This window comes from Neorhizobium lilium (genome assembly GCF_004053875.1).
GTDB lineage: Bacteria > Pseudomonadota > Alphaproteobacteria > Rhizobiales > Rhizobiaceae > Neorhizobium > Neorhizobium lilii.
The window spans coordinates 781,875-793,514 of the sequence record NZ_SBIP01000003.1; the positions used below are offsets into that span (position 1 = coordinate 781,875).

General features: G+C 61.4%; 8 protein-coding genes. 1 reads left to right on the forward strand and 7 read right to left on the reverse strand.

The features are described from left to right. Window positions 1-31 precede the first annotated feature (31 nt). The 5 genes from EPK99_RS16285 to EPK99_RS16305 all read right to left on the reverse strand — a co-directional run bounded on the left by EPK99_RS16285 (window position 32) and on the right by EPK99_RS16305 (window position 9,555). A complete protein-coding gene (locus EPK99_RS16285; RefSeq protein WP_128444118.1) occupies window positions 32-3,286 on the reverse strand; it encodes a maltotransferase domain-containing protein in 3,255 nt (1,084 codons plus the stop codon). Between the two features lie 97 nt (window positions 3,287-3,383). Beyond that, window positions 3,384-3,887, reverse strand: a complete 504-nt coding sequence (locus tag EPK99_RS16290) for a cupin (RefSeq protein ID WP_128444256.1) — start codon at window positions 3,885-3,887, stop codon at window positions 3,384-3,386. Between the two features lie 152 nt (window positions 3,888-4,039). Continuing rightward, window positions 4,040-5,140, reverse strand: a complete 1,101-nt coding sequence (gene ribB, locus EPK99_RS16295) for a 3,4-dihydroxy-2-butanone-4-phosphate synthase (protein WP_128444119.1) — start codon at window positions 5,138-5,140, stop codon at window positions 4,040-4,042. A 10-nt stretch (window positions 5,141-5,150) separates the two neighbouring features. Continuing rightward, complete coding sequence (aroC, locus tag EPK99_RS16300) at window positions 5,151-6,248, reverse strand: chorismate synthase (protein ID WP_128444120.1); 1,098 nt, start codon at window positions 6,246-6,248, stop codon at window positions 5,151-5,153. Between the two features lie 139 nt (window positions 6,249-6,387). Next, a complete protein-coding gene (locus EPK99_RS16305) occupies window positions 6,388-9,555 on the reverse strand; it encodes a bifunctional diguanylate cyclase/phosphodiesterase (protein WP_245582441.1) in 3,168 nt (1,055 codons plus the stop codon). A 293-nt stretch (window positions 9,556-9,848) separates the two neighbouring features. Here EPK99_RS16305 and EPK99_RS16310 point away from each other — a divergent pair, with 293 nt between their 5' ends. Further along, on the forward strand, window positions 9,849-10,109 hold the full coding sequence (locus EPK99_RS16310; RefSeq protein WP_128444121.1) for a DUF1344 domain-containing protein: 261 nt from the start codon (window positions 9,849-9,851) through the stop codon (window positions 10,107-10,109). 19 nt (window positions 10,110-10,128) lie between these two features. On the opposite strand, the gene EPK99_RS16315 is transcribed toward EPK99_RS16310, so the two are convergent. Together EPK99_RS16315 and fabI are read right to left on the reverse strand one after the other, a co-directional pair. Next, window positions 10,129-10,719 carry a histidine phosphatase family protein gene (locus EPK99_RS16315; protein WP_128444122.1) on the reverse strand — a complete coding sequence of 197 codons (591 nt, stop codon included), beginning with the start codon at window positions 10,717-10,719 and terminating at the stop codon, window positions 10,129-10,131. A 20-nt stretch (window positions 10,720-10,739) separates the two neighbouring features. Then, the gene (fabI, locus tag EPK99_RS16320; RefSeq protein ID WP_128444123.1) at window positions 10,740-11,558 is read right to left on the reverse strand and encodes an enoyl-ACP reductase FabI; all 819 of its coding nucleotides are present in this window, start codon (window positions 11,556-11,558) and stop codon (window positions 10,740-10,742) included. Window positions 11,559-11,640: the final 82 nt, after the last annotated feature.

Consider the following 11,640-nt stretch of genomic DNA (forward strand, 5'->3'; position numbering starts at 1 on the left):
AACGGTCACCATGTTCATTCTTTAAGTCTCCTTAGCGCACGCGCCAGATCAGGAAGGGCAGGCCATTCTGTGGGTCGAGTCGGATTCGCTGTACCTTGCCCGCAAGCGTGAACTTGGCTCCGCCGACGAGGTCTTCCAGATCAAGCGCGCCATCGTCCGGGAGGTTCCATGACCAGAGCGGAATTTCGACATCCGCCTCCTGAACATTGGCAGGATCGAGGTTGATGGCGATGAGCAGCACGTTCTCGCGGCCGGCACTCGCCTTCTCGAAGAACATGATGTTGTCGTTCCAGGCGGGCAGAAGCTGCAAGCCCAGATGCGACTGCAGGGCCGGGTTCTCACGGCGGATGCGGTTGAGCAGGCCGATCTCGCCCTTGATATTGCCGGGCCGGTCATTGTCCCAGGCGCGGATCTCGTATTTCTCGGAGTCCGCATATTCCTTGCGCTTGGCATCCGGCCGGCCTTCGCACAGCTCGAAGCCGTTATAGACGCCCCACAGGCCGGAAAGCGTCGCTGCAAGAGCGGCCCGGATGAGATAGGCGGGACGCGGCGCGTTCTGCAGGAAATCCGGATTGATATCGTGCGTGTTGACGAAGAAATGCGGGCGGAAGAATTCCTTCGGCTCTTCTGTGGTGATCTCGCGCATATACTGCTCAAGCTCCCACTTGGCATTGCGCCAGGTGAAATACGTATAGGACTGCGAGAAGCCGATCTTGGCCAGGCGGTACATCACCTTGGGCTTGGTGAAGGCCTCCGACAGGAAGGCAACATCCGGGTGGCGCGAACGGATATCGGCGATCAGCCATTCCCAGAACGGAAAGGGCTTGGTGTGCGGGTTATCGACCCGGAACAGCTTCACGCCGTTATCGACCCATTTCTGCACCATGTCGCGCAGCTCGATCCATAGCGAAGGCACGGCATCCTTGGCGTAGAAATCGACGTTGACGATATCCTCATATTTTTTCGGCGGGTTTTCCGCATAGCGGATCGTGCCGTCGGGGCGCCAGTCGAACCAGCCCGGATGCTCTTTCAGCCAGGGGTGGTCGGGTGACGCCTGGATGGCGATATCGAGCGCGATCTCCAGCCCATGCTCTTTGGAGGCCTCGACTAGACGCCGGAAGTCTTCGAACGTACCGAGTTCGGGATGGATGGCGTCATGACCCCCATCCTCGGAGCCGATTGCATAGGGGCTGCCCGGATCGTCGGGACCGGCGTTCAGGCTGTTGTTGCGGCCCTTGCGGTTCGTCTTGCCGATCGGATGGATCGGCGTGAAATACAGCACGTCGAACCCCATTTCGGCGACGCGCGGCAGCTGCTGGATCACGTCATCGAACGTGCCGTGCCGCTGCGGATCGCCGCTCTGCGAGCGCGGAAACACGCAATACCAGCTGGCAAAGGCGGCCGCCTTGCGCTCCGCATCGACCGGAATGATCTGCGAACGAACCCGGTGCGGTCGGCGGTCGGCCAGCGCCATCAGTTCGGCCGTGTCAGGCGCCAGCAGCATTTCGGTCCGCTGCGGGTCCTGTGCCGCGGTCAACTGGTCGAACAAAGTGTCCAGGCGGCTGCGGATCTCGCCGGCCGCATGATCGCGGGCATCCTTCACCAGCTCTATGCCTTCGAGAATTTCCAGGCGCAGGTCCAGCCGCGCCTCGTTCTTCTTGGTGAGTTCGTAGCGGAAGATTTGGAACGGGTTGCGCCAAGCTTCGACGGCATATTCGTGACGTCCGAGGCGCCGCAAGGTGAATTCTGCGCTCCAGCGGTCATTGACGACCAGTTGCATGCGCGTCTCCTGCCATTCCGTCTCGTCGGCCGCCCGCCAGAGCAGCGCCGCCGACAGTGGGTCGTGACCGTCGCCAAAGATATCGGCCTCGACTTTCACAGTCTCGCCGACCACGCGCTTGACGACGAAACGTCCTTCATCGACGGCTGGCGTGATCTTCTCGATCGCGAGCCGCGGGGAGGCCGCGGCATCGGCTGCGTCACCTGCGGGAACGGCATCCACGATGGCGGCCGAGGCGCGTCCTTCGAAGATGCGCAGCTCGCCCGGCTTCAGCTTGAGCTGGACGTCCAGCACTTCGTTATCCGCATCGAGCGACGTCAGCGGTAGGAACCCGGCCGCCGCGTCCCGCACCAGATTGAACGGTGCAGTGACGGCGCGGCGCAGGTCGCGGTTCACCACCACCACCCGCACTTTCTCCGAAGCTCGGATATCTTCCTGATCCGTCTGCAGCAGGGCAACGGCGGCGGTCTGGCTGGTGGAAATCACCTTCAGCGGCTGCCGGGCAAAGCCGGCCTCCGTCTTATTTGTGGCGCTCGTGACCTGCCGGATCTCTGAAGACAGGTCGAAGGAGCCCAGTTCGCGCAGGCCCCGCAGCCCTAGCCCGTCACCGTGCAGAGGGTCGAGCGGCAATGCCGTGCCGTATTCGAACCCCATCGGCACCATCAGGCCGCTGGCGAATGTCGAGGCAAGCTTCAATGCGCGCACCGCCTTGCGCTGCAGCACTTCACAACTGTCGGTTCCGTGACCGAGCCGCTTGCCGAAGGGGGCTTCCGGGAAGGCGACCTGATAGCCGATCTCCCGCTGGATCTGGTACTCGTCCATGATCCAGCGCTCTTCGAGGTTCCACCAGGCAAGCGAGGAAAAGCTTCCGTCGAAGCCGGCGCCAACCAGGGCCTTGCGGTCTTCGAACGAGGTGCCGGGCGTCCAGGCCAGGAAAGAGATATCGGGAGAGGAAGCACGCGTAGCAAGAATGAGATCCTGCCAGGCCTCGGGTGCCAGGCGGCCAATGCCGAGGCAACGGAAGCCGGCAATGCCGAGGCCCGCAAGCCGCACGAGGCGGCCGCGCCATTCCTCGATATGCTGAGCCTCGCTCATGAAGTCGATCCGGCGGCTGCAGCTCTCCTGCGGCGCCACCCGCGGGTCGGCAACTGCAGAGGACGGATGATCGGCATCCATCGCAACCCGGTCAACGACCAGATCGAGCATCAGTTTGATGTCGCTTTCGCGGGCTGCTGCGACCAGCGCCTTGATGCCGTCATCCAAGGACGTGCCGAGGCCATGCGCCGGGTCCAGCGCGTCGGAATTCTTGGTGACGAAGACGCTGGCATTCTCCCCGCGCTGAAAAAGCGGCGCGCTCAGCACCGTGTCGAAGCCCAGATCTCTGGCATGGGCGAAAATCTCCCGCCAGGCTTCCGGCCCTTTCAGCATCAGGGGATGGACGTAATATATCTGCGGGGGCACCTGCGTGAGCGAGTTCCGCGTGGAGAATTGGGGGCGCGTGTTCATCGTTCTGCCTTGCCTCGGTTCTGCGGTTTAACTGTCTGGCGGGCGTGCTGGTTCCGCCGAATTGCGTGTTCGGCGGCATCCGGCGGTGCTTTTCGGATCAGTTCCTAGGCTGCCAGAAACGTCTCAGCGCCCCTTCGGCACCCTCCACCGGGTCGTTTTGCGGAAGCGGAAGGGAAGCGATGGTGTCGAGTTGGTCTTCCGTCGGCGCACCGGTCTGGATGTCCGCCTCCTGCCCCGGCGGATAAGCACCGACGACGAGAAAATCGCGGCTCGCATCGATGCGCTTGTGGCCGGTGCCCGCCGGCAGCACGAGGCAATCGCCGGCATTGACACTGATCTCGCGGCCGGTGGGGCCGCCGATCAGGAGGCGCGCGCGACCGCCGGCTATGCCAAGCACTTCATGCGCGCCGCTATGGTAATGGTGATAGTCGAAGATGCCGTTGCGCCAGAGGCCCTGCCATCCGGCCTGGCTGAACAGCCGTTCGAATTCCCCGGCGACGTCCACTTCCTCCGCGCAGGCCTGGTGATAGACCAGAACCGGCAGGCGCGGATTGTTCGGCACCCAGTCGCTCGGCTCGAACAGGATGTGTTCGACGGTCAGGGTGGAAGTCGGCTGTGCCGTCTGGCCGTCTGGTGAGGTAATTTTGACGCTGCGGTCCACGGCCGGCTCCCCTGTCGATGCGCTGCGGCACATCAACGGGTTCGAGCCGAACCTGTTCCGGCTTCGTTTGGCTGCCGGGTCCTACATCTGCATCAGCAGAGGACGGTTTCGGCGATCTTGATGCCGAACCCTTCGAGACCGACATAGTGACGCTCGCTGCGGGTCAGGAGCTTGATCGAGGTGACGCCGAGATCCTTCAGGATCTGGGCACCGAGGCCGATTTCCAGCCACTCGCTGTCGCGGGCCTGCGCCTCGGCATGCGCTTCCTGTCCCTGACGCACTTTGCGCCCGGACTCCGTCTGGCCCACCCCGACCGAGCCCTCGCGCAGGTAGATGATTACGCCGCGACCCTCTTCCTCGATCTTTGCGATATAGCGGTCGATGGAACGGTTGGCGCCGAACACGTCTTGAGCGACGTTTTCCAGATGCAGCCGGACAGGAATATCGACGCCGTCGCGGATGTCTCCGAAGATCACCGCCACATGCTGCATGGGATCCCAGGGCAGGGAATAGGCATGCGCCTTGGCCTTGCCATAGGTTGTCTGGATATCGAAGCTGGACTGCAGCTCGATCAGTGTTTCCTTGCGCTGCCGGTAGGCAATGAGGTCGGCCACCGAGAGCAGCTTGAAGCCGTTCTTGATTGCGAAGTCGGCGACTTGTGGTCCCCGCATCACGGTGCCGTCGTCATTGACCAATTCGCTGATGACGCCGATCGGCGGCAGGTTGGCGAGCCTGCAGAGATCGACGGCGGCCTCTGTATGGCCGGAGCGCATCAGCACGCCGCCTTCGCGCGAAATCAGCGGGAAGATATGGCCGGGGCGCACGAAATCGGCGGGGCCTGCATTGGGGTTGGCAAGATTGCGAACCGTCAGCGTCCGGTCGTCGGCGGAAATACCCGTCGTCGTACCGTGCTTGAAGTCCACAGTGACCGTGAAGGCGGTGGTATGGGCGCTGTCGTTTTCGGCGACCATGGCATTGAGGTTGAGCCGCTTGGCCTCCTCGCGCGGCATGGGAGCGCAGACGATGCCGGACGTGTGGCGAACGATGAAGGCCATCTTGTCCGGCGTGCAATGGACTGCAGCGACGATCAGGTCGCCTTCGTTTTCGCGGTCGTTGTCATCGGTCACGACGACGATTTCACCGGCTTCGAAGGCACGGATGGCATCGACGACACGCTTTTGATCGTAGGGCATGAAGAAATCCTTAGAGGCGTCCGCCGGTCTGGCCGCGGTCACGGAGATAATGATCAGCAATGGCGCAGGCAACCATGGCCTCGCCGATGGGGACTGCGCGAATGCCGACGCAGGGGTCGTGCCGACCCTTGGTGCGAACCTCCACATTGTGGCCGTCCGCATTGATCGACTGGCGCTCGGTGAGGATGGAGGAGGTGGGTTTGATCGCAAAACGGGCGACGATGGGCTGTCCCGTGGAGATGCCGCCCAGGATGCCGCCGGCATGGTTCGACAGAAAGATCGGCTTCCCGTCATTGCCCATGCGCATCTCGTCGGCATTCTCCTCGCCGGAAAGCTCGGCAGAGGCGAAACCCTCGCCGATTTCCACGCCCTTGACGGCATTGATCGACATCAGCAGGGAGGCGATGTCCTGGTCGAGCTTTGCATAGATCGGAGCGCCGATGCCGGGAGGGACGCCCTCGGCAACCACTTCCACCACTGCGCCTATGGAGGAGCCCGCCTTGCGGATCGTGTCGAGATAGTCTTCCCAGACAGGCACCATGGCCGGGTCCGGGCAGAAGAACGGGTTACGATCCACCTCCGACCAGTCCCAGTTGGCCCGGTCTATTCTGTGCTTGCCGATCTGCACGAGCGCGCCCCGGACGTTGAGCGTCGGCACGACCTTGCGCGCGATGGCGCCGGCCGCCACGCGCGCTGCCGTTTCGCGGGCCGAAGAGCGGCCGCCCCCGCGATAATCGCGGATGCCGTATTTGACGTCATAGGTGAAATCCGCATGGCCGGGCCGGTAGCTGCGGGCGATCTCGCCATAGTCCTTAGAGCGCTGGTCGGTGTTTTCGATCAGCATGGACATCGGCGTGCCGGTCGAGATCATCGTCTCGCCGTCCTCGTCCATCATCACGCCGGACAGCACCTTTACCAGGTCGTCTTCCCGGCGTTGCGTCACGAATCGTGACTGGCCGGGCTTGCGCTTGTCCATCCAGGCTTGGATTTCGCCAAGGGTAAAGCGCAACCCGGGCGGGCAGCCGTCGATCACGCAGCCGAGCGCGGGTCCGTGGCTTTCGCCCCATGTGGTAACGCGGAAAAGGTGACCGAACGTATTGTGCGACATCGAAGACCGGACTGGCTTTGGCGGAGCTGTTCTCCGCCATTATGACGTTGGCTGTCTTATGGAAAAGGCTGCCGGGCGACAAGCCCTTCTTGCGACGCCCCGGTGGGGCATCGGTGAACACTCCGTCGCCGCGAGGCCGTCAAGCGGCCAGCCGCTTCCAGCCCTCCTGTGCCGCACTGGTAAATTCGTGGAAGGGCAGGGGCCGGGCAAAGGCATAGCCCTGAAGATGGTCGCAGCCGAGATCCCGCAGCATGGCTGCGTGCTGCATCGTCTCCACGCCCTCGGCCACGGTCTCGACTCCCAGCGAACGCGCGATATCGATGATGGAGCGAACCAGTGACCGCTCCTGCGGCGACGTCACGATCGGCATCACCAGCTGGCGGTCGATCTTCAGCCGCTTGGGCCTCAGCTTCAGCAGGGAAACGATCGACGTATGCCCGGTGCCGAAATCGTCGATCTCGATGTCGATCCCCAGCGCCTTGATGCGCTCCACGTTCCCGGACGGTGATTCCTCGCCTTCGTCGAGAAAGATCGATTCCACCAGCTCGAAGGCGATCTCGCCGGGTGTGATGGCAAGATTGGTCAGCGCTTCGATCAGCGTGTCGTCGTGAAGGCGCTTGGACGATACGTTGACCGAGACCTTGGGGATGACCAGGCCGCCCGCGATCCAGCGGAGTTTGTCGTTGAGCACGGTCTCGAGAACCATGTGGTCCAGGACGGCGGACACGTTCAGGTCCTCGGCGATATTCAGGAACCGGTTGGGAGCCAGAATGCCGTGATGCGGGTGGTTCCAGCGGATCAACGCTTCGACCCCGGTGAGCTCGTTGGTGCGGGCAGAGAACTGGGGCTGGTAATAGGTCACGAATTCGCGTTGGTCGATGCCGGCAAGCAGTTCGTCCGCCGTGCGCTTCTGGTTGATGATCTCCGCCTGCAGGTTCTGCGTGAAGAATTCATAGCGGTTGCGGCCTTGGCTCTTGGCCCGGTAGAGTGCGATGTCCGCGTTCACCAGGATGCGCCGGGAGTCGATATTGAAGCCGCTCGCCTGAGCGATGCCGATCGACACGCCGCAGCGACAGGAAAAGCCCTCGAAGCTGATAGGCTGGTGAAATTCTCCGATGATCCGCTGCGCAAGCTGTGCCATTTCTTCTGCGCTCGACTTGCCGACAGTGACGATGACGAATTCGTCGCCGCCGATCCGGGCCACCAGGTCGTTGCTGCGGACACTGCGTGAAAGGATCCGCGAGGCATGCACCAGCATGGCATCGCCGGCAGCATGCCCGAGCGTGTCGTTGATCTGCTTGAAGCGGTCGAGGTCCAGATGCAGGATCGAAAACTTCTGCCGCTCCCCTTCGCTGGACCGCGACAGGAGATCCAGTTCCTGGTCCAGCTTGCGCCGGTTGGCAAGCATGGTCAGCGGGTCATGAAGCGCATTATGCTCGATGCGGCTCTTGGTAAGCTCAAGTTCAATGTTCTTGACGTCTGCTTCTTTCTTCGCCGACTGGAGTTCCGCCGTCAAAAGGGCGTCTTCGGTCACGTCGAATGCGATCCCGACCAGTTTGCGGGCGCCATTGCGATCCGTTCTGAGCTTCCCCAAGGAGCGGATATAGCGCAGCGTCCCGTCCGGCTGGGGCACCCGCAGCACAAGCGGCTCGTCGGTTTGGCCGCTGGCATAGGCCGCCGAAACCTTGATCGCGATCTCTCGGTCTTCGGGGAGTATCAAGTCCAGCCATTGCCCGCGCTTGATGATCCCATCGACATAGGGAATGCCATAAAGCTGGCACATGCGCGCGTCCCAAAGCTCCATCCTCGTTCCCAGATCCACTTCCCATATGCCGCATCCATAGGAATCGAGCGCCAGATCCAGCTTGGTGGACAATTCCTCCAGCTCATGTTCCCGATGCGATAGTTCGTCCAGCGCAAGCTCCAGCTCGGCGTTCTTGATTTCGGTGTGTTCTTTGGCGTCTCGCATCGTCTGCGTCATCGTCACGTCCGCAGTGACGTCCCAGACGATCCCCGTGGTGCGGACTTTGCCGTCTGCGCCCTCGAAATGGGCGCCTGCGGAGCGCAGATACCGACAGCCGCCCTCTACGGCGACGCGGTAGATTTCCGAGTTCGCAAGCTTGGTGCAGGTACAGATAAAGAAATGCGCTTCGGCGACGGCGCGATCTTCCGGCACGATGGATTGCATCCAGTCCGCCATCCGGTTGTCCGCGGAAGAGGCTTTGCCGTGAAGACCGGCGGCCCGGTCGTCCCAGAACAGGTAGTGTCCGTCCCGGGTGACTTCCCATATGCCGATATTGGACGCTTCCATGGCAAGATTGAACCGCTGCGAAAGCTCCAGAAGCTTGGTCTCCCGCGCCTTCAGCTCCGCAATATTGCCGTTGCGCTGGGCAATCAGGGAACTCACCATGATCACCGGCGCTATGATCGCCAGCGCCGCAAGCAGCAGTGCCATACGAAACTGCGCCTGGTTGGGAGGGGCGATATCCCACCCCTGCCGAGGCGCCGCCATCAGATACCAGGCGCCGCCCTTGACCGGCACCGACCAGGTCAGAGGCTGTTCGCTCTCGATCGAGTCATTACCGAAAAAGGCGAGATGATCCGGCTTTTCCACATCCCGGACGGCAATGTCGAGCCAATCGAGATCGGTCAGCCTTTTGGGGACCGAAAAGGGTGAAGCCTTTCCACCTGCAGTGCCCAACAGCGTTTTGGCATCGATGACGACTGCAATTGCGCCCCAGATTGGAGCATTGTCTTCTTCGGAAACACGCACAGGCACGATGAGCGTCACACCGCCGTCCTGGGTTCCGGTGATCAGCGCCACGCGATTGCGATCGCCGACGGATTTGAGATCGGCTGCGAGCCTTGCAAGATCGACGCCAGCCGTCAGGCCGCGACCGGCTTCGGCCGTGAGGTTTTCGCGGCTGATCGTCGCCTGCAGTTCGAAGCCGGATGCAATCGCAAAAAGCGAGATGTCGGGCCGGTCCTCGAGATATTTCCTTGCCGCCCGCTGAATGAGTTCCGATTTGAAGCTGCCATCCGCCGAAAGCAGATTGCCGAGATAATCGGCTGCCGCAAAATGGCCCTCGATCCGGCGGTTCATGCGCCGCGCCAGCATGTTCCCCGTATCTTCGACCGAGGCCCTCAGATCATGCCGGTAGTCTTGCGTATTGCGAGCGTCCAGCAAGATGCCGATGCCTATCACCGCAAGCGAAATGAGGATTGCGGCAGCAGGCGGAAGGCATGCCCGGTCGAAACGGAAAGACTTGGATCGGGAGAACGGAAACCAGATTTGCAACGTGGGCACCTTTTCCCGTTAACTCCTGTGACATTGGGACTTATTCATATAGGCAGCGTGTTAATTTACGATTGAACGCCGGCCTGCAATGTTAATGGTAAGATTTCGGGGGAAATACTTTTACCAATGCCAGAACTATACAGGGAGCGCCCGGGTTCAGGGGCGTCTGGTCTTGATTATGGTTAATAATCAGGTGATTATTAATACAGAAAATGTCACGTGGGCGGGCGATTTTCGCCACATTCGAAAGGCTATCTCTGCCTCGAAACAGCACACCAACGACCGATTCAAGGGCTCAGACCATGCGTATCCTGATCGCCGCGTTACTCGCCACAGCCAGCATCTTCTCGCCGCTCAACAGCTGGGCGCAGAGCGCTGACATCGAGGCGACGATCAAGACGATCGACGTCAAGTCGATGAGCCTTACGCTTGATGACGGCAAGACATATAAAGTTCCGGAAGAGTTCAATTTCGAGGGACTGAAGGCGGGCGTCAAGGTGCTCGTCTTCTTCACCATGGTGGACGGCAACCGGGTGGTGGACGATCTGCAGATCGTCCAGTGACGAGGGTATCGGCTCCGCGTTAGTTGATCCAGTCCATTCGGCCGTCCGCGGTGTCGATCGCCAGAACATAATCCTGGGGAATGGGAAGTTCCGCGGCTTCGTTCGTGCTGATGCCGCCGATCAGGCGGAACAGCGAGCGGATAACGCCTCCGTGGCTGACGCTGATTGTCGGTCCATCCAGGGATTGGAGCCAGGCTCCGATCCGCCAGCTTAGAATTTCATAGCTTTCGGCGCTGGCACCGGGCGGAATGAAGCTCCACTTGTCCGCCGTCCGGCCTTCAAGCTTCTCGGGCGAGAAGCCCCGAACCTCTTTCAACGTATGGCCTTCCCAGTCGCCGAAGGAAAGCTCCACCAGCCTTTCATCCGTGCTGTAGCCGGAAGGGTCGAGGCCCATGGCCTGGCGCATGATCTGCATGGTCTCGCGCGTCCGTGAAAGCGGGCTCGCGATGAAGGAAAATCCCTCCGCATCACCAACCAAGCCGCGCAGGGTCCTGCCGTTCTGCGCAGCCTGCATGCGGCCGATATCGTTGAGCGGAATATCCTTCTGGCCCTGGAGGCGGCGTTGCGCGTTCCAGTCCGTCTGGCCGTGGCGGATCACATAAAGGAGCACGGCGATCCGCCTCGGTTTCGTTAGTCTTTGATGACCGAAATGTCGGGCGCGTCCACGGCCTTCATGCCGACGACATGATAGCCGCTATCGGCATGGTGCACTTCGCCGGTGACCGAGCGTGACAGATCCGACAGCATGTAGAGGCCGACATCGCCGACTTCCTCGATGGTGACGGTGCGGCGCAGTGGCGCATTGTATTCGTTCCACTTGAGGATATAGCGGAAGTCACCGATGCCCGAGGCGGCAAGCGTCTTGATGGGGCCGGCGGAAATGGCGTTGACGCGGATGTTCTTGGGGCCGAGATCGACGGCGAGATACTTGACGCTGGCTTCCAGTGCCGCCTTTGCGACGCCCATGACATTGTAGTTCGGCATGACCTTCTCAGCACCGTAATAGGTGAGGGTCAGCATCGAGCCGCCGTCGGTCATCAGCTTCTCCGCACGCCGCGCGGCGGAGGTAAAGGAGTAGACGGAGATCTGCATCGTCTTGGTAAAATTGTCAGGCGTCGTATCGATGTAGCGGCCCGTCAGCTCGTCCTTGTCGGAAAAGCCGATCGCATGCACGAAGAAGTCGATCTTGCCCCAGTGATTTTCAATGTTCTTGAACACCTCGTCCACCGTGGATTCGTCCGAGACGTCGCAGTGGCCGGCCATGAAGGCGCCGATTTCGGCAGCCAGCGGCTCAACCCGCTTCTTCAGCGCGTCGCCCTGATAGGTCAGCGCGATCTCCCCGCCCTGGGCGTGAATGGCCTTGGCAATGCCCCACGCGATGGAGCGATTATTGGCGACACCCATGATGATGCCGCGTTTGCCTGCCATGAGGCCGGAAGCCTGAACCATTCTCTGTCCTCTGAGACTCTGGATAAGCGTTGCCTATGGCATAGGCAGCCAGTCGGTTCAAGCTGAGCCGGATCATCTCATG

Bases quoted from the DNA above. Each gene is read 5' to 3' on its own strand.
- ribB (WP_128444119.1), bottom strand. From the start codon at position 5,140: ATGCCCTACGATCAAAAGCGTGTCGTCGATGCCATCCGTGCCTTCGAA.
- EPK99_RS16285 (WP_128444118.1), bottom strand. From the start codon at position 3,286: ATGAACACGCGCCCCCAATTCTCCACGCGGAACTCGCTCACGCAGGTG.
- fabI (WP_128444123.1), bottom strand. From the start codon at position 11,558: ATGGTTCAGGCTTCCGGCCTCATGGCAGGCAAACGCGGCATCATCATG.
- EPK99_RS16310 (WP_128444121.1), top strand. From the start codon at position 9,849: ATGCGTATCCTGATCGCCGCGTTACTCGCCACAGCCAGCATCTTCTCG.
- aroC (WP_128444120.1), bottom strand. From the start codon at position 6,248: ATGTCGCACAATACGTTCGGTCACCTTTTCCGCGTTACCACATGGGGC.